Origin of the sequence: uncultured Enterovirga sp. (assembly GCF_964242715.1) — a bacterium.
Lineage (GTDB): Bacteria > Pseudomonadota > Alphaproteobacteria > Rhizobiales > Beijerinckiaceae > Enterovirga.
In genome coordinates this window covers 15,018-37,374 of sequence record NZ_CAXTAZ010000017.1, presented here as the reverse complement: position 1 = coordinate 37,374, position 22,357 = coordinate 15,018, and the positions used below count along the sequence as shown (strand labels likewise).

Sequence of the window (22,357 nt, the reverse complement as noted above, 5' to 3'; positions counted from 1 at the left end):
CGGAAACGCGGCCCGCGATGACGGCGAGGCGGGAGACATCATGAGCGAGCCGAGACCGGACGCGACCCCGGACATGCCCGTGCCGGATTTCAACGCGCTGTCGCGCAACATGGCGCTCTTCGTCGAGGGCGCCGGCAAGGCGACAGCCGCGTATCTGAAGCCGGCGGCCGACGGCAACAAGACGCCGGGCCTCGCCGACGAGGTGGCCGAGATGGTGAAGACGCTGGGCGTCGTCGCCGAAAGGTGGCTGATCGACCCCAAAAAGGCCGTCGAGGCGCAGACGCGGCTCGGCTCGCAATTCATGGAGCTGTGGGCCTCGACGCTGCGGCGGATGCAGGGCGAGGAGGCCGAGCCGGTGGCGCAGCCGACGGCGCAGGACAAGCGCTTCGCCGACCCGGACTGGTCGAATAACGCCGCTTTCGACTTCGTGAAACAGGCCTATCTCGTGACCACGCGCTGGGCCGAGGCGATGGTGCAGGAGGCCGACGGACTGGACGAGCATACGAGGGCCAAGGCCCAGTTCTACGTCCGGCAGGTCTCTTCGGCGCTCTCTCCGTCGAATTTCGTCGCCACCAATCCCGAGCTGCTTCGGGAGACGGTGCGCGAGAGCGGCGCGAATCTCGTGCGCGGCGTCGCCATGCTGGCCGAGGATATCGAGGCCGGTCGGGGAGAGCTGAAGCTTCGGCAATCTGATTCGAGCCGGTTCAAGGTCGGCGAGAACCTTGCCGTCACGCCCGGCAAGGTCGTGTTCCGGAACGACCTGATCGAGCTGATCCAATATGCGCCCGCGACCGAGACGGTGCTGAGGCGGCCGCTCCTGATCGTACCGCCCTGGATCAACAAATACTACATCCTGGACCTGAACCCGGAGAAGAGCTTCATCCGCTGGGCCGTCGGGCAGGGCCTGACCGTGTTCTGCATGTCCTGGATCAACCCGGACGAGCGCCAGGCTGCGAAGGGTTTCGACGATTACATGAAGGAAGGCGTCCTCGCCGCGTTGGGCGCGATCGAAGCCGCCACGGGCGAGCGCAAGGCGACGACGATCGGCTATTGCGTCGGCGGCACGCTGCTCGCCGTGACGCTCGCCTATATGGCGGCCAGGGGCGACGACCGGATCGAGAGCGCGACCTTCTTCACGACCCAGGTCGACTTCACCCATGCCGGCGACCTGAAGGTGTTCGTCGACGAGGCGCAGGTGCAGGCCGTCGAGGCCATCATGAAGACCCGCGGCTATCTCGAAGGGTCGCGCATGGCGAATGCCTTCAACATGCTGCGCCCGAACGACCTGATCTGGCCGTATGTCGTGAATGTCTACCTGAAGGGAAAGGCGCCGTTTCCCTTCGACCTCCTCTACTGGAATTCCGACGCGACCCGCATGCCGGCCGCGAACCATTCCTTCTACCTGCGCAGCTGCTACCTCGAGAACAGGCTGTCGCAAGGCGAGATGGTCATCGACAATGTTCGGCTCGACCTCGGCCAGGTGACGATCCCGGTCTTCAATCTCGCGACCCGCGAAGACCATATCGCGCCCGCGAAGTCGGTCCATCTCGGATCGCGTTCGTTCGGCGGCCCGGTCGAATTCGTGGTCGCCGGATCCGGCCATATCGCGGGCGTCGTGAACCCGCCGACGAAGCCGAAATACGGCTTCTGGACGGGCGAGGTCGGGGACGAGAGCTCGCTCGAGGATTGGCTCGGCCGGGCGAGCGAGCACAAGGGTTCCTGGTGGCCCTATTGGTTCGAGTGGGTCGAGCGCCAGGACCCCGAGCGGGCCGCGCCGCGGGAACCCGGTGACGGCAAGCTGCCCGCTCTCTGCGACGCGCCCGGCACCTATGTCAGAATGCAGGCCTGAGGGCCTGCCGCCAGGTCAGTATTTCGTCACGATCGGCGCGGCGGACGCGACCTTCGGGTCGTCCCACTTGTAGCGCAGCGAGGCCGAGAACACCTCCACCGATGCGTCGGTGTCGGCGAAGAAGGGGACGCCGAGATATTGCGGGTTGCCCGGCGTGATCCGGATCGCGTGGTCGCCGACCCGGAAATAGTGGTTGTAGGAAGCGCTGATCCGGATCTTTTCATTCCAGTCGTAGCTCGCCCCGACCGCTACGAAGATGCGGTCGACGTCGGGGAGCCTGGTCGAGCGGTTCCGGTCGCTGATCGGCGACTGCTCGTAGCCGGTGCCGAAGCGGATCGCGAGATCTCGAGTCAGCTGGTATTCGGCGCCGATCGAGTAGAGGTAGCCGTCCTTGTAGTTCAGCGGAAAGTTCTGGATTGGCCGGTCGGAGACCATGGACTGGATCGCCTGGGTGCCGAGTCGGCTCCAGTTCATCCATTCGAACCCGGCGCTGACCTTGAGGTCGGGCGTGACCTGCTGGGTGATGCCGACAGTCACCTGTTCGGGCAGGTTGAGGGCGACCTTGATCGGCGTGACAACGCCGCCTGCTGCTCCGACCGGGACCCGGAGCGTGCCGCCGAGTTCGTGCCGGATGGAGGAGCGGTAACCCACGCCGATGGTCGTGCCTTCGAAGGGAGTCACGGTCACGCCGGCCGCGACCCCCGCGCTCCAATCGTCGCCCTCGAGGGTGACGTTCCGGCTCGTGGGAGCGAGGCCGGAGGCCGAGTTGAGCCGCACCTTGAAATACTGCGCCGTCGGCCCGATGCCGAAGGAGACGACATCGTTCAGCTTGATGCCGATCAGGGGCGTGAAACTGAGCGACGTCACCCGCGACGAGCGCGAATAGACCTGGCCGGCCCAATTGTCGTTCGGCTTCGTGATGCTTCCGAAGAGCGAACCGTTGGCGAGTCCGACCCAGACCGTGTCGTTGACCTGGTAGGCCGTGTAGCTCGCCGGCACCGCGGCATCCTGGCCGATATTGCCGGAGGGCCCGAGGCCGAGGGCGACGCCCGGCGTCGGCGCTATGGGGGTCACGTGCACGTCGGGCGACACGTAGCTGATATTGTATTCGCTCGTGTAGCCCGGGTTCATGGTGACCGTGGCCGGGTTCCAGAACATCGACGAGATGCCTGGCGCGCCCGACGCGTTGCCGGCCCAGGCCATGCCGATCGCGTTCGTGCTTTGGGTCCGGAGCCCGAAGGCGCCTGCCTGCGCGGCCGAGCTGGCCATGGCAAGCGCGGCCATCGATGCCGCCGCAAGCAGCGCGGTCCGATTCAGCCTCATGTAATTCCCCGCCCGACTCGCATTTCTTCGTCGCTGCACGAGGGATGCACAGGGTTCGGGCTGCCGCAATCACGCCGCAAACACGATGGCGCGAAATCCGGCTGTTCGCCGCTCGGCGCGGCGGTTCTGCCGCTTTCGTGGCAGGCATGTGACACCCGGGGGGCGGTCGTATGCGACCAGGGGGTTGCGGCGGCGGCCTCGATCGGGGAACAAGGTCCCGAAAACGGGAGGATCAGACATGAAGCTCGTGCGGTACGGCCAGCCCGGCGACGAGAAGCCGGGCCTCGTGGATTCGAGCGGCACGATCCGCGACCTGTCCGGGACCCTGACCGATATCGACGGAGCTACCCTCGCGACCGGACTCGAGCAGCTCCGGTCCCTCGACATCGAGCGCCTGCCCGCGGTGCCGGCCGGCACGCGGCTCGGGCCGCCGCTGGCGCGGGTCGGAAACTTCATCGCCGTCGGCCTGAATTTCGCGGATCATGCGGCCGAGACCGGGGCCGCGATCCCGTCCGAACCGATCCTGTTCAACAAAGCCCCGTCCTGCATCGTCGGGCCGAATGACGATGTCACCATCCCGCGGGGTTCGAAGAAGACCGACTGGGAGGTCGAGCTCGCCATCGTGATCGGCCGCCGGGCCTCCTACGTCCATGCGAACGAGGCGCTCGACTACGTCGCCGGCTATTGCATCTGCAACGACGTCTCCGAGCGCGAATATCAGATCGAGCGCGGCGGTCAGTGGATGAAGGGCAAGGGCTGCCCGACCTTCGGGCCGCTCGGCCCCTGGCTCGTCACGTCGGACGAGATCGCGGACGTCCAGAACCTCGCGATGTGGCTCGACGTGAATGGCGAGCCCATGCAGCGCGGCTCGACCAAGACCATGATCTTCGACTGCGCCAAGATCGTCTCCTACACCTCGCATTTCATGACGCTGGAGCCGGGCGACGTGATCACGACCGGCACGCCCCCCGGGGTTGGCCTTGGCAAGAAGCCGCCGCGCTTCCTCAATCCAGGCGACGTCGTCACGCTCGGCATCGAGGGGCTCGGCGAACAGCGCCAGGTGTTCGTCCCCTACGCGGCCTGAGCCCGTGACGACCGAGCCGCTGTACCGGGAGGATGCCTATCTCCGGGAGAGCCCGGCGACCGTGACAGGGATCACGCCCGAGGGCGGCATCGTGCTCGACCGCACGGTGCTCTACGCCCGCGGCGGCGGGCAGCCGGGCGATCTCGGGTCGATCTCCTGGCCGGGGGCTGCGGAACTCGCGGTCACGGACACGATCTACGGACCGGACCGCGCCTCGATCGTGCATGTCCCGGCGCCCGGCTCCGCCCTGCCCGAACCGGGCCAGGCGGTCACGGTGCGGCTCGACTGGGCGCGCCGCCTGCCCCGGATGAAGATCCACACGGCGCTCCACCTCCTCAGCGTCGTCCTGACCTATCCGGTAACCGGAGGGTCGATCGGCGAGGGCGAGGGCCGGCTTGATTTCGACATCCCCGAGGGCGGTCTCGACAAGGCCGAGATCGAGGGGCGGCTGAACGACCTCGTCGGGCGCGACGCGGCCGTCTCGACGCGCTGGATCACGGATGCCGAACTCGATGAAAATCCCGGCCTCGTGAAGACGATGTCGGTGCAGCCGCCACGCGGCTCGGGCCGCATTCGCCTGGTCGAGATCGAAGGTATCGACCTCCAGCCCTGCGGCGGCACGCATGTGCGGCGCACCGGCGAGATCGGTCGCGTGCTGGTCACCGACATCGAGAAGAAGGGCAAGCAGAACCGGCGGGTGCGGATCCGGCTGGGGTAGCGCTGCGTCCCATCCCACCAGGAAGTGGGTGGATCCGTGAGCCGACCGACCTCGGCGAGCACTCAACACAGGGACGTATCATGCCCGCGATCGAACTCGTCACGACCGAATGGCTGGCCGCGCATCTGGCCGATCCCGACCTCGTCGTGCTGGACGGGTCCTACTATCTGCCGACCGCCGGGCGTGATGCCGAGGCCGAGTACCGGGCAGCGCATATTCCGGGCGCGATCCGGTTCGACATCGATGCCGTGAAGGACAAGGCGTCGCCGCTTCCCCACATGCTGCCCGACCCGGAGAGTTTTGGCGAGGCGGTCGCCCGGATGGGCATCGGGGACGGGACGAGGGTCGTCGCCTATGACGGCGCCGGATTGTTCTCGGCGCCCCGCGTTGCCTGGACCTTTCGGACCTTCGGAGCGCAGCGGGTTGCGGTGCTGGACGGCGGCCTTCCGGCCTGGCTCGCGGAGGGCCGGCCCACCGAGAGCGACGAACCACCGGCTCGAGCGGCCCGAACCTTCACGCCCCGCTTCGACCGGAACGCGGTGGCTGGGATCGAGGACGTGCGGCGCGCGCTCGAGGCCGGGTCCGCGCAGGTGCTGGATGCCCGCTCGCGCTCCCGCTTCACCGGCGAGGAGCTCGAACCCCGCGCCGGCATGCGGTCGGGCCACATGCCGGGCGCGATCAACCTGCATTACGGGTCGCTGCTTCGCGACGGGCGGCTCGCCGATCCGGCCGCGATCGAGGACGTTCTACGCCGCGCCGGCGCCACCCGGGACAGGCCGGTCGTCACGAGTTGCGGCTCGGGCGTCACGGCCGCGATCCTGCTCCTCGCGCTGGAACGCGCCGGCTGGCCGACGCCTCGCCTCTATGACGGGTCCTGGGCGGAATGGGGTTCGCGGGCGGATACGGCGGTCACGACCGGACCCTGACGGAGGGTCCGCTCATCCCGGCGGAATCCGGGATCCAGTCGACAGACGGTCCTGGGTGCCGGCTTTCGCCGGCATGAACGGATGGCGGGCGGCGAGGCGCCGCCCGCTCAGTGCAGGATTTGGCTGAGGAACAGCTTGGTGCGCTCGTGGCGCGGGTTCTTGAAGAACTCGTTCGGCTCGTTCATCTCGACGATCTGCCCGGCATCCATGAAGATGACGCGGTCGGCGACCTGGCGGGCGAAGCCCATCTCGTGGGTGACGCAGAGCATGGTCATGCCCTCGTCGGCGAGGCCGACCATGGTGTCCAGCACCTCCTTCACCATCTCGGGATCGAGGGCGGAGGTCGGCTCGTCGAACAGCATGATCTTCGGTGACATGCAGAGCGAGCGAGCGATGGCGACGCGCTGCTGCTGGCCGCCGGAGAGCTGGCCCGGATATTTCAGCGCCTGTTCCGGGATCTTGACCCGGCGCAGGTATTTCATCGCGACCTCCTCGGCCTCCTTCTTCGGCATCTTCCGCACCCAGATCGGGGCGAGGGTGCAGTTCTCCAGGATGGTGAGATGCGGGAAGAGGTTGAAATGCTGGAACACCATGCCGACGTCGCGCCGGATCTCGTCGATCTTCTTCAGGTCGTTCGTGAGTTCGGTGCCCTCGACGACGATGCGGCCCTTCTGGTGTTCCTCGAGCCGGTTGATGCAGCGAATCATCGTCGACTTGCCGGAGCCGGACGGCCCGCAGATGACGATGCGCTCGCCGCGCCCGACCGTGAGGTTGATGTCGCGCAGGACGTGGAAGTCGCCGTACCACTTGTTCACGCCGAGGAGTTCCACCATCGGCACGTTCGCGGCGGGCGCCGGGGCGGGCGTCCGGGGGGTGGTCTGGGTCGCAGTCGCCATGGCGCTCACCGTCGTTGTCCGGCCGCAAGCCTGCGCTCGACCATGAGCGAGTACCGCGACATCCCGTAGCAAAACACGAAGTAGAACAAGCCCGCGAAGGCGTAGCCGGTCATCGACACCGTCGGCGCGGCCCAGAGGGGGTCGACCCGCGACGCCTCGATCGTGCGGACGAGGTCGAGCAGGCCCACGATCGAGACGAGCGTCGTGTCCTTGAACAGGCCGATGAAGGTGTTGACGATGCCCGGGATGACGATCCGGAGCGCCTGCGGCAGCACGATGAAGAACATCATCCGCCAATAGCCGAGGCCGAGCGACATCGCGCCCTCGTATTGGCCCTTCGGCACCGCCTGGAGCCCGCCGCGCACGACCTCCGCCATATAGGCCGAAGCGAAGAGCGAGACGCCGATCAGGGGCCGCAGCAGCCGGTCGACGCTCATGCCGGTCGGCAGGAATAGCGGCAGCATGGTGTTGGCCATGATCAGGACGGTGATGAGCGGCACGCCGCGCACCACTTCGATGAAGGTCACGCAGGCGAAGCGGACGAAGGGCAGTTTCGAGCGTCGCCCGAGCGCCAGCACGATGCCGAAGGGGAGCGACAGCACGATGCCCACGACCGAGACCAGGATCGTCACCAAGATGCCGCCCCAGAAGGCGGTCGGAACGGCCGGGAGGCCGATCCCTTCCCATCCGGTCAGGAGGATGAAAGACAGGACCGGGAAGACGACGAAGAAATATACCGCGCCGATGTCGCGCCGCGGCGCCTTGAGCCACAGCATCCAGGCCGCCCCGAAGGCGAGGAGCGCGAAGAAGGCGTCGACGCGCCACCGCTCCGACGGCGGATAGGAGCCGTAGATGAAGTAGCTGAGCCGGTCCCACACGAAGGCCCAGCAGGCCCCGACCGGGCGGCCGATCACGTCCTCGCGGCAGGAATTCCGGTCCGCGCCGGTCCAGACCGCGTCGATGATCATGAAGCGCAGGAAGGGCGGCAGGGCGACGTAGAGGAGGAGGAGGACGATCGCGGTCAGCGCGATGTTGAGCGGGCTCGAGAACAGGTTGTGCCGCGCCCAGCCGACCGCGCCGCGCGCCGTGCTCGGCGGCGGCTCGGCCTCGAGCGGCGCCGACCGGATGAAGGAGAGGCTCTGTGCGGCCATGGGGCGCTACCGTTCGACCAGCGCCTTGCGGCGGTTATAGGCATTCATCGCGGCCGAGGTCAGGAGGCTGATGACGAGATAGACCGCCATGGTGATGGCGACGCATTCGATCGCCTGGCCTGTCTGGTTCAGCACCGTACCCATGAAGACCTGGACGAGATCCGGATAGCCGATCGCGACCGCGAGCGAGGAGTTCTTGGTCAGGTTGAGATATTGGCTGGTGAGCGGCGGGATGATCACCCGCAGCGCCTGCGGGATGACGACGAGGTTGAGGGTCGGGCCGGCCCGGAGACCGAGAGCGTGCGCCGCTTCGGTCTGTCCGCGCGAGACCGCGAGGATCCCGGCCCGCACGACCTCGGCGATGAAGGCGGAGGTGTAGACGACGAGGCCGACGGTCAACGCCACGAATTCCGGAATGACCTGCAGGCCGCCCCGCAGGTTGAACCGCTGCTGCTCCGGCATCTCGAAGGAGATCGGGTTGCCGAGCGTGAAGCCCAGCACCAGCCAGACGAGGAGCGGCAGGCCGAGGACGAGGCCGAGGCTTGCCAGCACGACCGGATATTGCCGGCCCGTCTTCTCCTGCTCGCGCCGGGCGAAGATCGCGAAGGCGATCGCGCCGAGAATGCCGGTCGCGAAGGCGGTCCAGACGAGCCAGGAGTCGCTGGCGAAGAGGGGCCGCGGCACAAAAAGGCCGCGATTGTTCAGGAAAAAGCCGCCGCCCATGTTCAGCGAGGTGCGGGCATCCGGCAGCGGCCGCAGCACGGCGATATACCAGAACAAGAGCTGCAGCAGCAGCGGCAGGTTTCGGATCACCTCGACATAGACCATGGACACCTTGGCCACGATCCAATTCGTCGAGAGCCGGGCGACACCGACGGCGAAGCCGAGGAATGTCGCGAGCACGCAGCCGATGGCGGCGACGAGCAGGGTGTTGAGGAGCCCGACCCAGAAGGCCTGCCCGTAGGTCGACGTCGCGTTGTAGGGGACGAGGGTCTGGTTGACGTCGAAGCCCGATGTCGACTGCAGGAAGCCGAAGCCGGACGCGATGTTGGCGGCCCGGAGATTTTCGACCGCGTTCGTCCCCGCGAGATAGAACAGGATGACGATGCCGGCGACGAGCACGGCCTGGTAGACGATGCCCCGGATCTTCGGGTCGTAGAGAAGCGAGGCCTTGGACGGGGGCGGCGCTGCGCTGGCGATGGTGGACACCGGTCGTCTCCCGAACAAGGCGGCTTCAGGCGCGAGAATGATCTACCGCGCCGCCGACATGCCGGCGGCGGGAGCGGGAGCGCCGGTCACGTCGGACCGGCGCTCCCCTCGAGCCTCAGCGGATCGGGATGCCGTATTGCAGGCCGCCCTGGGTCCAGAGCGCATTCACGCCACGCTTGATCTTGAGCGGGGAGCCTTCCCCGACATTCTTCTCGAAGGTCTCGCCGTAATTCCCGACATGCTTGATGATCCGGAAGGCCCAATCCTTGGTCAGGCCGATCGTCTCGCCGAAGCTGCCCTCGACGCCGAGGAGCCGCTTGATCTCCGGGTTCGGCGATTTCAGCATCTCGTCCACGTTGGCCTTGGTGACCTTGTATTCTTCGGCGTTCAGCATCGCCATGTGGACCCAGCGGGTGAGGTCGCCCCATTGGCTGTCGCCCTGCCGGACGGAGGGTCCGAGCGGCTCCTTCGAGATGACCTCGGGCAGGACGATGTGATCGTCCGGCGTCGCCGAGACGAGGCGCTGGGCGTAGAGGCCCGAGGCGTCGGTCGTGAAGGCGTCGCAGCGGCCCGTATCGTAGGCCTTGAAGGTCTCGTCGGCGGTCGCGAAGGCGACGACCTCGTATTTCAGGTTGTTGCCGCGGAAGAAGTCGGCGAGGTTGAGCTCGGTCGTGGTGCCCTGCTGTGTGCAGATGGAGGCTCCGCTGAGCTCCTTGGCGGAGGCGACGCCGAGCTTCTTGCGGACCATGAAGCCCTGGCCGTCATAGTAATTGACCGCCGGAAAATCGAGGCCGAGCTGCGTGTCCCGCGACATGGTCACGGTCGAGTTGCGGACGAGCACGTCCACCTCGCCCGATTGGAGCGCGGTGAAGCGGTCTTTCGCCGAAAGCGGGATGAAGCGGACCTTGGTCGGGTCGTTGAAGATCGCGGCCGCCATGGCGCGGCAGTAATCGACGTCGAGGCCCGACCACACGCCTTGCGCGTTCGGGACGCCGAAGCCGGCGAGGCCCGGATTCGAGCCGCATTGCAGGAAGCCTTTCTGCTTCACGTTGGCGAGCGTCGCCTGGGCCGAGGCCGAGGTCGCGGCAAGCGCTGTCCCGAGGAGACCGGCCCCGAGCCCGAACGCGATCGTCTTGAACGTCTTTTTCATGGTTCCCTCATGTCTGCCGGAGCGTGTTCGCCCCCCGCCCGGCCGGCATGGAATGCCGCCAGGGAAAGATGCTCGTTGGATAAGCATCATTGATGCCATCGAAATCCGCAAACCGGGGCGCGGTCAAGCGGATGGCCGTTCGACCTTCGCGGCAGACGTGGCCGGATGCTTGACCGGTCGCGGCACTGCGGCGCAAACGACCCGGCCCGGAGCCCTCACCTCATGTCACAGACGCCCTCTACCTCGAAGGACCGCTTCGGAGAGCGCACGCGCCTCGTCCATGCGGGGCGCGACCCCTTCGAGCAGCACGGATTCGTGAACACGCCGATCTATCGCGGCTCGACCGTCCTCTACCAGAACACGGATGATTTCCTGCACCGGCGGGCGCGCTACACCTATGGCACGCGCGGCACGCCGACGATCTCCTCGCTAGAGCGCGCCTGGAGCGATCTCGCCGGGGCGGCCGGGACGGTGCTCACTCCGTCCGGCCTCGCCGCCGTGACGGTCGCGCTGATGACCTGCCTCAAGGCGGGAGACCACCTTCTCGTGCCGGATTCCGTCTATCGCCCGACACGCCATTTCTGCGACGGCGTGATGCGCCGGTTCGGGGTCGAGACGACCTATTACGATCCGCTCGTCGGGGCCGGCATCGCCGACCTAATGCGGCCGAACACGACGGCGGTCTTCACCGAGGCGCCGGGATCGCAGACCTTCGAGATGCAGGACATCCCTGCGATCGCCGAGGCGGCCCATGCGGCCGGCGCCTGCGTCCTGATGGACAATACCTGGGCGACGCCGCTCTTCTTCCCGCCGCACGCGCGCGGCGTCGACATCTGCATCGAGGCTGGCACCAAATACCTGTCGGGCGGCTCGGACCTTCTGCTCGGCCTGACCTCGGCGAACGAAACCTGGTGGAAGCGGCTTCGCGACACCTTCGACAGCTTCGCCATGTGCGCAGGTCCCGAGGACGTCTTCCTCGGCCTTCGCGGGCTCCGCACGATGGCTTTGCGGCTGCGGGAGCACGAGCGGCAGGCGCTCGACATGGCGAGGTGGTTCAAGGCCCGGCCGGAGGTCCACGCCGTGCTCCACCCGGCGCTGCCGGACGATCCGGGCCACGCGATCTGGCGCCGGGATTTCAGCGGCTCCTCCGGCCTCTTCGCGGTGACGCTGAAGCCCGCGAGCCACGCCGCGGTCGCCGCGATGGTGGACGGGCTCGAACTCTTCGGCATCGGCGCATCCTGGGGCGGTTTCGAGAGCCTCGTCCTTCCCTTCGATGCCACCACCTACCGGACCGCGACGCGCTACGAACCCGGCGGGCCGGCGCTGCGCTTCCACATCGGGCTCGAGGACCTGGACGACCTCAAGGTCGACCTCGATGCCGGATTCTTGCGTCTGAGCGCCACCGCGTAGCCGGTGGAGTTCGTCGGTGGACCTTGCGTCCGCCGCCCTGCGGCATCGAACATTCCTTTCGGAGGGAACACCGCACCCCGGGCCGTTGCCGACCGCGGGACACTGCCGTCTCGACGAGGCCGTCAAATGCTGCCGACCATTTCCCAACGCGATGTCGGTACGCCCACGGAGCCCGGCGAGTATCTGTTCGGCGCCGCCAAGGTGCAGGTCGAAAGCCGGCATATCGAGATCTGGAACACCGCTCCCGAGGCCCGGTTCAACGCGATCCTGTGCACCCGGGTCGGCGACAGCGACCGCCGCTACGCGCTCGGCCAACCGATCCTCGACGCGTAGCTCTCGGCGGCAGGGCGCGGCAGGACGCCTGCCTTGCTGGCCTACTCGCAGGCCAGCCGGCCATTGCTGTTGCCAATCCCCCGGCGGCAGGTCCGCACATCGATGCTCGACCGGATCTCACGTCCTCCACGGCCCCGGCAGGTCGCCTCCAAGAACGAGCCGTTCTGGCGAATATTGACGCAGCTCTGCGTAAAACCTCCGCGGACCGGCGGTCCGTCATCGCCGCGAGACGGCCTGTCGTCCCGCCGCCGCCGGTCGTAGTCCCGGTCGCGGCCCTCATCCCGATCGTATCGGTCACGCGAGGGGGGCGGGCGATCATAGCCGCCGCCGAACTGTGCCCAAGCCGGAGCGCTCGCGCATGCGGCTCCGAGGACGGTCATGGCCGAGACGCTGATCGCGAGTCGCCGGAACGATGTCATCCGTAAATCCCTACACCCCTGATCGGGGCGATCTCGAAGCAGTAGGACGCCGGACCTGAACCGCTTCCAAACGGAGCGCAACCCGAAATTCCATCGTGAGGCACACTCGGGACGTGGGCACCGCGGGCGGTCGGCGGTCAGCGGCCGGTGCGTCCGCGGCGCTCGCGGAAGACCAGCATCAGGTTGCGGGCGTAGATGAACAGCGACAGCGCCTGGCCCAGGATGATGACGGGCTCGCGCCGGACGAGGCCGTAGACGAGCGTCATCACGCCGCCCCCGATCGAGAAGAACCAGAAGGCGACCGGCATCACGCTGCGGCCGGCCCGCTCGCTCGCGATCCACTGCACGATGAACCGCATCGCGAACAGGATCTGTGCGCCGAGGCCGAAGAGCAGCCAGAGGTCGAACCGCGTGACGAAGACGTCGTAGAGATACGCGCCGAGGTCGCGCGAGAGCTGCACGATCATCGGGCATCCTCCACGATCCGGGCCACGCGCCGGCGGTGGCGGAGCAGCCACCAGACCCCGAACAGGTCGAGGATGCCGCTCCAGAGCCGGTCGAAGAAGCCGTAATGCGAGGTGCCGGCGGTGCGGGGCCGGTCGACCACGTCGACATGGACGACGCCAAATCCTTCGCGCTTCACGAGCGCGGGCAGGAAGCGGTGCAGGGCGTCGAAGAACGGAAGGGCGAGAAACACGTCGCGGCGGATCACCTTGTGTCCGCAGGCCGTGTCGCGGGTGGAATCCTGCAGGATCGCCTGCCGCACCCGGTTGGCGATCCGGGACTGGACCTTCTTGAAGCGCCCGTCGCCCCGCCGGAGCCGCTGTCCCACTGCCAGCCCGACGCCGGGACCGCCGGCCTCGAGCGCCTCGACGAGCGGGATGACGTAGGCCGGGTCGTTCTGCCCGTCGCCGTCGAGGGTGGACACGATATTTGCCCGGGCTGCCCGGATGCCGGTCAACAGCGCCGCGCTCTTGCCGCAGCTCTCGGCATGCCGGATCACCCGGAGCCACGGCCTCGCCGCCCGCTGGAGCGCGGACAAGGTGTCGTCGGTCGAACCGTCGACCACGTAGACGACCTCGAAGGGTGCGAGCGGGGCCAAGACGCGCTCGAGCTCCGCCATCTGCGCTTCGAGCGATCCGGCCTCGTTCTTGGCCGGGATCACGACCGACAGGCGAAGCGCGCTCGCGAGGGGATCGGCGCCGTTCAAGGCCGCCCGACCCCGTAGACGCCGATCTCGACCCGGCGCCCGCCATTGATGTTGAACCCGGCCACCCGCCCGAGCGTCTCGACGGCGCCGCCGCCGAGCGCGGCCCGGAAAGCGGGCTCGAAACGGCTGTCGACAAGGGCGACCCGGCAGGCCGGACCCGCAGGCGCGGTCAGGAAGGCGGCGGCCTCGCCCGGGGTCTCGACCATGTCGAGCGACGTGCCGACGAGAAGCACGAGGCTCGGCTCGCGGTAGCCCAAGGTCGCAACCGCCGGAGCGGGGCAGGGCGCCGCCCGGATCAGCGCGGCGAGGCGCGGCGACAGCTTGATCGATTGCAGCACCGGCTGGGCGAGGCCGAACACCCCGATCCCGAGGAGCATTGCCGAACCGATCCCCGCCATGGCCGCGCGCGTGACCTCGCCACGGTTGAAGCTGATCCAGGCCATGATCGCGACGCCGCAGGAGGCGAGCATGACGGGCAGGGCCGCGACCGGAATCCGGCCGTCGAGCGTCCAGGCCGCGAAGGCGAGGCCGGCCGTGATCCCGATCGGGATCAGCGCCATGGCGCCGAAGCCGAGGCGCGCGCCGGGCCGGTCGGGTCCGACATAGCCGCGCGCGACCGCTAGGACTGCCAGGATCGCGAGGGCCGGATAGAGCGGCATGACGTAATGCGGCAGCTTCGTCGGCACCGCCTCGAAGATGATCCAGGCCGGCACCACCCAGGCGGCCAGGAACGCGATCGCGTCGTCGCGGCGCCGCCCCCAGCCGAACGGGATTGCGGCCGAGACCAGGATCGCGCCCGGCCAGAAGGTCGCGAAGAAGGCGACGAGATAGAAACCGGGTGGCGCGAAGTGGTTCTGCTGTCCCGTCGCCACCTTGCCCAGCATGTCGTCGCCGACCGCGAGCCGGTAGAACTCGCCGCCGCTCTTCCAGGCGATGGCCGCGAACCAGGGCGTCACGGCGACGAGGACGAACAGGAGCCCGAGCCAGGGACGGAGCCCCTTCAGCCAGCGCAGCGACCCTTCCCGGATCGACAGCATGGCGGCCGCGAGGCCCGTGAACATCACGACCATGGGGCCCTTGATCAGGATGCCGAGCGCGACGGCGAGCCAGAAGATCACGACCGTCGAGCCGGGCTGCCGCGGAAGGGCGCGGGCGAGCCAGACCCGCGCCATCGCGCCCATCGCGGCGACCGAGCAGGCGAACAGCATGGCGTCGGTCTTGGCGAGCCGGGCCTCGACCATCAGGATCAACGAGGCCGCCATGAAGGCGGCGGCCAGGAAGGCCTCGCGGCGGCCCGCAAAGGCGAGCGCGGCCCAATAGGTCAGGAGCACGCCCGCGATGGCGCCGAGGAGCGAGGGGATGCGGTACACCGCAATGGTGGTCCGGGCTTCCGGCAGACCCAGGGCCTCCGCCGCCTTCACGGAGGCGACCTGCATCCAGTGGATGCCGATCGGCTTCTTGTAGCGGGCCTCGTCCTGGAACCGGATGTCGACGAAATCGCCGGTCTCGATCATCTGTTTCGAGGCCTGCGAGAAGCGCGGCTCGTCCCGGTCCATGGGGTGAAGCGAGCTGAAACCCGGCAGGAAGCAGAGGAGCGACAGGGCGACCAGCATGGCTGCGGCGCGCGCATGGCTCGCCTCGGCATGGGCGAAGAGCCGCTCCGACCAGGATGTCGGCAGGCCGAATGAAGGGGAACGGGTCGCGGCGATGCCGGGCATCGAGACAAAAACCTCGCGGTCGCGAGCCGCGGCCTGTCGGGCAAAGAGGGGGCGAAGTCAAACCGGGGCCGCATCTGCGAGCCCGGAGCCGCCGTCCGACTGGCGAAGCGCCGCCGGGACTGACAAGCTGCACCGGATAGCAGGGACGCAGCATGACTCATCATCGGATCGAGGCCGGGCGCGACACCGTCCATTGGGGCTTTTTCGACGCCGCCCTGCCTCCTGTGCTCACCGTCGAGAGCGGCGACACGGTGACGATCTCGACCGTTTCGGGCCCGGCGGACGCGATGCCGCCGCCACCCCTCGTCGTGCCCGAGTCGCTCCGCGAGGTGCAGCGTCACGTGCCGAACCGTCTCCCCGGCCACATGTGCACCGGGCCGGTCGCGGTCAGGGGCGCGCGGCCGGGCCAGGTGCTCGAAGTCCGGATCGACGCGGTCGAGCTACATTACGATTGGGGCTACACCTTCGCGGCGCCGCTGAAGGGCGCGCTGCCCTACGAGGTGAGCGAGCGCCACCTCATCCATATCCCGCTCGACCGCGAGCGCATGACGGGACGGCTTCCCTGGGGGCTGGAGCTGCCGCTGCGGCCATTCTTCGGCGTCATGGCGGTCGCGCCGCCGCCCGGCTGGGGCATGATCTCGACCCTGCCGCCGCGCGCCAATGGCGGCAATCTCGACAACAAGGAGCTGGTCCCGGGGACCGTGCTGTACCTGCCGATCCATGTGGAGGGCGCGAATTTCTCGGTCGGCGACGGACACGGCGTGCAGGGCGACGGCGAGGTCTGCGTCACCGCGATCGAGACCGGGCTCGTCGGCACGTTCGGGCTCACGATCCGGGACGACATGCAGCTCAGCTGGCCGATGGCCGAGACGCCGGCCCACGTCATGACGATGGCCTTCGATCCCGACCTCGACGATTGCTGCCGGATCGCGCTCTCGTCGATGATCGACCTCGTCGTTGCCCGCACGGGGCTGGCCCGGGCGGAGGCCTACATGCTGTGCAGCCTCGCGGCCGACCTGCGGGTCACGCAGATCGTCAACGGCAATAACGGCATCCATTGCATGCTGCCGAAGAGCTGCCTCGTCGGGCGGTCCTGATTCGGGCATTCGGCGGCCGATCGCGCTTTCGGGACATCGGTCATCAGAGGGCCGGCAAGCCCGGCCACAGAGCCGCCGCAAAGCTCCGGCCAAGCTACGACGTTCTTTCTTCGAGGCCTGCATGCCTGCTCCGCGCGTCCGCTCTCTCCGGTTCTTCACGGTCGCTGCGCTCGGGACCGCACTGGCTTCGGGGCTCGGATGGCTGGCGCTGCCGGATTCGGCCCCACGCGGAGCACCGGCGCAGCTCGCCGCCGGCAAGCTCTCGGACCGACTGAGCTTCGCCGAGGAGGACGTGCCCGTCCGGCAGACGCGGATCTACGACACGCTGGCCATGTTCGGCATGAACACGCCCGAGGGCCAGCCCTGGAGCGAGCGCCGCGCCCCCACGCTCGCCGTGCTCGATCCGGACCCGATACCCGCCAGGGCGAAGGTGCCGACGATGCCCCGCATGGTGGCCGCCGAGCGCGCTCCGGTTCGTCAACCGAACCTGCCGCCGATCCGGCCCGTCGCCCTTGCGAGCGCGGCGACGATGCCGATGCCTCAGGTCGCCGCGGCGGAAGCCGTCGAGCCATCCCGCGAGCCGATCCGCCTGCTCGGCTGGGACGTTCCGGGAAGCCGGCATCTGCCGACCCGCAAGGACGCCGCGAGGACGGCCGAGCTGATCGGCGACAAGGCCGCGAAGGTCGGAACCGGCACGGCGTCCCTCGTCACCGGCGCCGCCTCGGCCGTCGGCGACACGGTCTCGTCGATCGGCAGCACCGTCGCCGAGACCGTCGGCTGGCGCTGAACCCGACCTGGTCAGGCCGCCATGGCGGTCCTGATTGCCTCGTAAGCCTGCCGCACCGCCGGCGCGCCGTAGCTGCGCTCCAGGCGCCGGACGGTGAAATGGGCCCGGGCCACGGTCCGGAAATGCTCCATGAAGGCCGCATTCACGGCCGCGCCGCCGATGGCGCCGACCACCGGCACGGCTCCGGCCGCCACCTTCTGCGACACGACGATGCCGAATCTCGATGCGATCTGGGCCATGAATCGGACGAGGGCCGGAGCGCCCCGATCCGTGAAACCCCGTCCGGCCGCGACCCGCGCGGCTTCGGTGATCGACTTCGCGAGCGCGCCCCGGACGGCGAAATATCCGCTGGATGCGAGGTCGTCCGCCTCCGTCCGGGAGCCGAGCGCGAAGACCTGCAGGCAGGCGAGCGCGGCTTCCGGATCGGCCAGGTCCTCGCCCTCGCTGCGGGCGATGTCGGCGATCGCCCGCAGGATGAGCGTCGTCGAGACCGGCAGTTCGACGGGCAGCGTCATGAGGCCGAGCGCGCCGCCGATCGCCCCGGAGGCGGCCGCGAGCGCCGTGTGCATCCGGCCGCCGCCCGGCCGGGACGAGGCCGCCTTGGGCAGGGTCGTCAGCGCCACCTTCAGGGCCGTCCGGAGCGCGCGGGAAACGGCCGCGGTCACGATGTCCCGTGCGGCTGCGGGCAGGGCGTGGCCGATCATCTCGAGCGGCTTCCCGACCATGCCGCTGAGACGGCCGGCGAGCGTCGAGCGCTCCAGCGCCGCGACGGCGATCCGGAGGGCGGCCAGATCGGTCTCGCTCAGCGTCGCCGTCCCGGCCGGCGCCAGGTCGTGCGTCTCCGGCGGCGCGTTGAGCGAAAGCTCGGTCGTCATCGGTGCTGATCCTCGGGCCCGTTCCGCAAGTCGGCGATCGTGGGCGGGACCGCAAGGCGCGGTTTACGACCCAGGGCGCAGATTTCCTGCGCTTTGCCTTCATCTCGCCGCGCCGCAATGAGCAAGACGGACACCATGAGTCCCACCTCAGCGGCCGCGGCCGGCCGGGCCCATGCGGCCCCGCTCAAACGCAAGATCGCCGCGATCCTTGCGGCGGACGTCGCCGGCTATTCGCGCCTCGTCGCCGAGGACGAGGAACGCACGCTGCGCGACCTCGCCGGGGCGCGCGAGATATTCGACGCGCTGGTCGTGAGGGGCGGGGGCCGCATCTTCAACACCGCCGGCGATTCGGTGATGTGCGAGTTCGATTCGGCCGTCGAGGCGGTCCGGGTCGCGATCGACATCCAGGAGAGCCTGCGGGCGCATCATCTCGGCCAAGATCCGCGGCGCCGGCTCGAATTCCGGATGGGCCTCACCATCGGCGACGTGGTGGAGCGGGACGGCGACCTCCTCGGCGACGGCGTCAACATCGCGGCCCGGCTCGAGGCTTTGGCGCCGCCGGGCGGCATCTGCGTCTCCCGCTCCGTCCACGAGGCGGTGGCGAACAAGCTGTCGGTCGGCTTCACCGAGCTCGGGGCCCGGCAGGTCAAGAATATCCCGCAGCCGATCCACGCCTACCTGATCGCGCCGCCTGCGGCAGCGCTCCAGGCGGCGGAGCCGCTCACCGCCCATGGACGATCCCGGCCCGCCTCCAACCCGTCCCGGCGCGGACGCGGCGGCTATGTCGGGGCGGCGGTGGCGGCCGTGCTTCTCTGCGTCGGGCTGCTCGTCGGTCTCCTCGCGGGGCCGCCGCTCTACGAGACGATCCGGTCCAAGGGGCTCGCGCTCGGCGGGTCCGAGCCGCGCGTCGCGACCGGGCCCGCGACCCCTCCGTTGAACGAGGAGCGCCAGCCCGCGACCGGACAGGCCGCCGACACACCGTCCGCCCCGCGCCCGGCCAGGGCCGCCCCGCCCGCGGACAAGCCGCCCCGGCAGGCGCAGCGCGACGTGCCGAAAGTCGAGCCGCCGAAGCCGCCGACGACCAAGCCCGAGCCGGCCAAGCCGGAGCCGGCCCGGCCCGAGGCCGTCAAGCCAGAGGCGGCGAAGCCCGCCCGTGCCCTGCCGGCGGATCCGGCCGCCGCCTATGCGGCGCTCGCCTCCGACGGCGTGCTGCCCGACGCCCGGACCCTGCCGGAATTGTATCACAACGCCCGGGCGCACGAGGCGAAGGGCGAGCGCGCGGCGGCGCTCACGGCCTATGCCGCGCTCGCGCCGCTCGCGGGCGAGTATCTAGACCCGCATCTTCGCCATGCCTCTCTCCTGCGGGCCGTGAAGGGCCCGAACGCGGCCCGGCAGACCTACGCTTCGCTCGCCCGCACCAACCCGTCCCGCGCGACCGCGATCGTGTCGGCGCTCTCGACCGAGAACGATGATCGCACCGCGAAGCTCGAAGCCTTCGCGGCAGCCAACCCCGGCGCGGCCGGGGCCGCGGATTACCTGATGGCCGAGGCGCTGATGGAACGCCGCGACGGCGGCCCCACGCTGACCGAGCGACGCCTCGCCTTCGACGCGCTCGACCGCTTCCTGGAAGCCGCGAGCGCGGGCGAACTTGCCGGCCAGTTCATCGACCGCGCCGTCCTCGATGGATGGTTGGACGGGGCTCGGAAGCGCCGGAGCGAGATCGAGGCCTCCTTCACGAGCGCTGCGACCCGCCCTACCGCCGCCTTCAGCCGGACGGCTACCGGATGGCTCGCCCGCTTCACCCTGCCCGAGCCCGCGACCACGGCCTCGGTCCGGGTCGGCGAGCGCGGCGAGTTCGAGCCCCTCGGCGCGTCGCGCCAGGCGGAGGCCCGGCCCGGCAAGTCGCCGAGCCTTGAGAAGGAACTGCCGGCAAGTTCGGGACGCACGACCCTCTACGTCGCCTATCGCGACCGCGCCGGGCGCGAGGCCGGGCCCTTCCCGCTCACCTTCGATCCGCCGGCGGCCGAGGCCGATGCCGGCAGGGCGACGCTGGAACGCTTTCCGGACAGCTGGGTCGCCTTCCGGCCGGACATCCCCGATCTCCTGTCCTTCGCGGGCCTCGTCAGCAACCGCTGCGCCATCGCCCGGGCGACGATCGGCTTCGGAGACGCCCCGCCGCGCGAAAAACTGCCGATCCCGCCCTGCGACACGACCGGTCCGGCCGCGATGCCGTCGGGCGCCTCGCTCCTCACGCTGCCGGACGGGACCGACACGGTGCAAATCCAGCTCACCTATGCGGACGGCACGGAGAGCCAGGTCCGGTCCTTCCACCGGCCCTGAAGCCCGGCCAGCGCGAGCGAAGCTCGGGTCAGGCCAAAGCGGCCGTCAACGCCCTCTCGAGCTCGGCCTGGCTGAACGGCTTCTGCAGGACGGGGCGGTCCTTCCAGGCGCCGTCGATCCCGGCCGCGCCATAGCCTGTCGAGAACAGGAAGCGGATGCCGCGCCGGGCAATCACGTCCACGACCGGATAGATCGGCTCGCCCGCCAGATTCACGTCGAGGATGGCGAGGTCGAAGCTCGCGCTCTCGGCCAGCTGGACCGCCTGGGCGAGGCGGCCGGCCGGTCCCACGACCTCGGAACCGAAATCGAGCAGCATGTCCTCGAGCAGCATCGAGATGGCGACCTCATCCTCGACGACGAGGATCTTCAGACCGGAGAGGCCGGCGGGCATGCGCGTGTCGGTATCGGCCATCATATCGTTCCAGTCTCTATGGTGCCGATTGCGCCGCGTCGGTCAAATCGCGTCAGCGTGACTCGGGCGCCTCCGCGCGTGGAACACCCGCCCAGAGCTGACCCGCCCCGCGCTGTGTGGCGTTGCGAAACGCGTTCGCATACGCAAAATTAACCCTCCTGACGGGATGCTTGCAGCCGCCATTCAGATGTCCTTCGTCACACATTTGGTCGCTCTCCTCTCCGGACAGAGCGGGATCCACGAGCGCCTGTTGGCTGGTGAGGCCGAGATGCCGCGGGATCGTCTCGCTGCAGCCGCGATCCTCGTCCATGTGGCGCGTGTCGACGGTCGCCTGGACGGACCGGAGCGGGTGGCACTGGTTGTGCTGCTGGCGGAACGGTTCGGCCTCCGCGACGACGTGGCGACGGCCCTGGTGGCGCGTGGCGACGGATTGGATCGCGAGGTCGACGATGTCGCGGCGCTGATCGAGATGTTGGGGCACGAGACGGATGCAGGTGACAGGAAACGGCTTCTCGCGATGGCCTATGGCGTCGCCGCAGCCGACGGGGTGGTTCAGGAATTCGAAGACGACCTCATCTGGCGGATGGGCCACCTCCTCGGCTTCGACGACGGCACGATCGACGCCGTCCGGGCCGAGGCCCTCGGCGACGCCTCTCGCGCCTGAATCGATGCGCGGCGGTGGCGAAGCCAAGCTGCCGGTGCTGATCGTGCTCCACCAGGAGCAATCCACGCCGGGCCGGGTCGGACGCCTCCTGGTCGAGCGCGGACACTCCCTCGATGTTCGGCGGCCCCGCTACGGCGACCCGCTGCCCAACACGCTGGCGCATCACGCCGGCGCCGTCATCTTCGGCGGCCCGATGAGCGCCAACGACGACGACGAGTTCGTGCATCGCGAAATCGACTGGATCGGCGTCGCCCTGAAGGAGGAGAAGCCGCTCCTCGGTCTCTGCCTCGGCGCCCAGATGATGGCCCGCCACCTCGGTGCCCGGGTCTATATCCACGAGGGCGGCCGGGCCGAGATCGGCTATTACCCGCTCCTTCCGACCGAGCACGGGCTCGCCCTCTCGGCCGAGATCGGCGCGTCCTGGCCGGGCCATGTCTATCACTGGCACCGCGAGGGCTTCGATTGCCCGCCCTGCTCGCGGACGCTCGCGACCGGGGACGACTTTCCGACCCAGGCCATGAAGGTCGGTCGCGCCGCCTACGGGCTGCAATTCCACCCCGAGGTCACCCACGCCATGATGTGCCGCTGGACGGTCCGCGGCCATGCCCGGCTCGGGATGCCGGGCGCCCAGGACCGCTCGCGTCAGATCGAGGGACGCTTCATGCACGATCCCGCCGTGCGGCGCTGGCTCGACGCCTTCCTGGACCATTGGCTCTCGGGCGGCGATCCGGCCCGCGCCGTGCCATGCGCGAGCGCGCAGGCGGCGGGCTGACATCCATCCGGGAT

Annotated in this window: 21 protein-coding genes; 11 read left to right on the top strand and 10 right to left on the bottom strand. The window is 69.0% G+C overall.

The window, feature by feature from the left end; genetic code table 11:
- The first annotated feature begins 40 nt into the window (after positions 1–40).
- Entirely contained in the window at positions 41–1,849 is a 1,809-nt protein-coding gene (locus ACFE87_RS10690; protein WP_375459612.1) for a PHA/PHB synthase family protein, read from the top strand.
- A gap of 15 nt (positions 1,850–1,864) precedes the next feature.
- Here ACFE87_RS10690 and ACFE87_RS10685 read toward each other — a convergent pair whose 3' ends face one another.
- A complete protein-coding gene (locus ACFE87_RS10685) occupies positions 1,865–3,172 on the bottom strand; it encodes an OmpP1/FadL family transporter (RefSeq protein ID WP_375459611.1) in 1,308 nt (435 codons plus the stop codon).
- A gap of 238 nt (positions 3,173–3,410) precedes the next feature.
- Between ACFE87_RS10685 and ACFE87_RS10680 the strand changes: the two genes are divergently transcribed.
- From ACFE87_RS10680 to sseA, 3 genes are all read left to right on the top strand, one after another.
- The gene (locus ACFE87_RS10680; protein WP_375459610.1) at positions 3,411–4,256 is read left to right on the top strand and encodes a fumarylacetoacetate hydrolase family protein; all 846 of its coding nucleotides are present in this window, start codon (positions 3,411–3,413) and stop codon (positions 4,254–4,256) included.
- Positions 4,257–4,260: 4 nt separating this feature from the next.
- Positions 4,261–4,974: an alanyl-tRNA editing protein gene (locus ACFE87_RS10675; RefSeq protein ID WP_375459609.1), complete on the top strand. Its 714-nt coding sequence runs from the start codon at positions 4,261–4,263 to the stop codon at positions 4,972–4,974.
- 80 nt (positions 4,975–5,054) lie between these two features.
- Positions 5,055–5,900 (top strand): 3-mercaptopyruvate sulfurtransferase, encoded by an 846-nt coding sequence (sseA, locus tag ACFE87_RS10670; RefSeq protein ID WP_375459608.1) that lies wholly within the window; start codon positions 5,055–5,057, stop codon positions 5,898–5,900.
- A 107-nt stretch (positions 5,901–6,007) separates the two neighbouring features.
- Here the strand turns inward: sseA and ACFE87_RS10665 are convergent, their stop codons facing one another.
- The 4 genes from ACFE87_RS10665 to ACFE87_RS10650 all read right to left on the bottom strand — a co-directional run bounded on the left by ACFE87_RS10665 (position 6,008) and on the right by ACFE87_RS10650 (position 10,306).
- A complete protein-coding gene (locus tag ACFE87_RS10665; RefSeq protein WP_375459666.1) occupies positions 6,008–6,733 on the bottom strand; it encodes an amino acid ABC transporter ATP-binding protein in 726 nt (241 codons plus the stop codon).
- Between the two features lie 68 nt (positions 6,734–6,801).
- On the bottom strand, positions 6,802–7,947 hold the full coding sequence (locus tag ACFE87_RS10660; RefSeq protein WP_375459607.1) for an amino acid ABC transporter permease: 1,146 nt from the start codon (positions 7,945–7,947) through the stop codon (positions 6,802–6,804).
- A gap of 6 nt (positions 7,948–7,953) precedes the next feature.
- Positions 7,954–9,156, bottom strand: coding sequence for an amino acid ABC transporter permease (locus tag ACFE87_RS10655; RefSeq protein WP_375459606.1), 1,203 nt, complete (start codon positions 9,154–9,156; stop codon positions 7,954–7,956).
- Between the two features lie 115 nt (positions 9,157–9,271).
- The gene (locus ACFE87_RS10650; protein ID WP_375459605.1) at positions 9,272–10,306 is read right to left on the bottom strand and encodes an amino acid ABC transporter substrate-binding protein; all 1,035 of its coding nucleotides are present in this window, start codon (positions 10,304–10,306) and stop codon (positions 9,272–9,274) included.
- Between the two features lie 222 nt (positions 10,307–10,528).
- On the opposite strand from ACFE87_RS10650, the gene metC reads away from it, so the two are divergent.
- Positions 10,529–11,716, top strand: a complete 1,188-nt coding sequence (gene metC, locus ACFE87_RS10645) for a cystathionine beta-lyase (protein WP_375459604.1) — start codon at positions 10,529–10,531, stop codon at positions 11,714–11,716.
- Positions 11,717–11,842: 126 nt separating this feature from the next.
- On the top strand, positions 11,843–12,049 hold the full coding sequence (locus ACFE87_RS10640) for a hypothetical protein (RefSeq protein ID WP_375459603.1): 207 nt from the start codon (positions 11,843–11,845) through the stop codon (positions 12,047–12,049).
- A 556-nt stretch (positions 12,050–12,605) separates the two neighbouring features.
- Here ACFE87_RS10640 and ACFE87_RS10635 read toward each other — a convergent pair.
- From ACFE87_RS10635 to ACFE87_RS10625, 3 genes are read right to left on the bottom strand one after another with little or no spacing between them, the layout of a single operon-like run.
- The gene (locus ACFE87_RS10635) at positions 12,606–12,935 is read right to left on the bottom strand and encodes a lipid-A-disaccharide synthase N-terminal domain-containing protein (protein WP_375459602.1); all 330 of its coding nucleotides are present in this window, start codon (positions 12,933–12,935) and stop codon (positions 12,606–12,608) included.
- On the bottom strand, positions 12,932–13,678 hold the full coding sequence (locus tag ACFE87_RS10630; RefSeq protein ID WP_375459601.1) for a glycosyltransferase family 2 protein: 747 nt from the start codon (positions 13,676–13,678) through the stop codon (positions 12,932–12,934). Before ACFE87_RS10630 ends, ACFE87_RS10635 begins: the two co-directional genes overlap by 4 nt.
- Complete coding sequence (locus tag ACFE87_RS10625) at positions 13,675–15,396, bottom strand: ArnT family glycosyltransferase (RefSeq protein ID WP_375459600.1); 1,722 nt, start codon at positions 15,394–15,396, stop codon at positions 13,675–13,677. Before ACFE87_RS10625 ends, ACFE87_RS10630 begins: the two co-directional genes overlap by 4 nt.
- A gap of 152 nt (positions 15,397–15,548) precedes the next feature.
- Between ACFE87_RS10625 and ACFE87_RS10620 the strand changes: the two genes are divergently transcribed.
- The gene (locus ACFE87_RS10620) at positions 15,549–16,493 is read left to right on the top strand and encodes an acetamidase/formamidase family protein (RefSeq protein WP_375459599.1); all 945 of its coding nucleotides are present in this window, start codon (positions 15,549–15,551) and stop codon (positions 16,491–16,493) included.
- Positions 16,494–16,614: 121 nt separating this feature from the next.
- On the top strand, positions 16,615–17,280 hold the full coding sequence (locus ACFE87_RS10615; RefSeq protein WP_375459598.1) for a hypothetical protein: 666 nt from the start codon (positions 16,615–16,617) through the stop codon (positions 17,278–17,280).
- Positions 17,281–17,291: 11 nt separating this feature from the next.
- On the opposite strand, the gene ACFE87_RS10610 is transcribed toward ACFE87_RS10615, so the two are convergent.
- Positions 17,292–18,155 (bottom strand): EcsC family protein, encoded by an 864-nt coding sequence (locus ACFE87_RS10610; RefSeq protein WP_375459597.1) that lies wholly within the window; start codon positions 18,153–18,155, stop codon positions 17,292–17,294.
- Between the two features lie 135 nt (positions 18,156–18,290).
- Here ACFE87_RS10610 and ACFE87_RS10605 point away from each other — a divergent pair, with 135 nt between their 5' ends.
- On the top strand, positions 18,291–20,495 hold the full coding sequence (locus ACFE87_RS10605; protein WP_375459596.1) for an adenylate/guanylate cyclase domain-containing protein: 2,205 nt from the start codon (positions 18,291–18,293) through the stop codon (positions 20,493–20,495).
- Positions 20,496–20,523: 28 nt separating this feature from the next.
- Here ACFE87_RS10605 and ACFE87_RS10600 read toward each other — a convergent pair whose 3' ends face one another.
- Positions 20,524–20,910 (bottom strand): response regulator, encoded by a 387-nt coding sequence (locus ACFE87_RS10600; protein ID WP_375459595.1) that lies wholly within the window; start codon positions 20,908–20,910, stop codon positions 20,524–20,526.
- A 184-nt stretch (positions 20,911–21,094) separates the two neighbouring features.
- Between ACFE87_RS10600 and ACFE87_RS10595 the strand changes: the two genes are divergently transcribed.
- Positions 21,095–21,571, top strand: a complete 477-nt coding sequence (locus tag ACFE87_RS10595; protein WP_375459594.1) for a TerB family tellurite resistance protein — start codon at positions 21,095–21,097, stop codon at positions 21,569–21,571.
- Positions 21,572–21,575: 4 nt separating this feature from the next.
- Positions 21,576–22,343 carry a glutamine amidotransferase gene (locus tag ACFE87_RS10590; protein WP_375459593.1) on the top strand — a complete coding sequence of 256 codons (768 nt, stop codon included), beginning with the start codon at positions 21,576–21,578 and terminating at the stop codon, positions 22,341–22,343.
- Positions 22,344–22,357 lie beyond the last annotated feature (14 nt).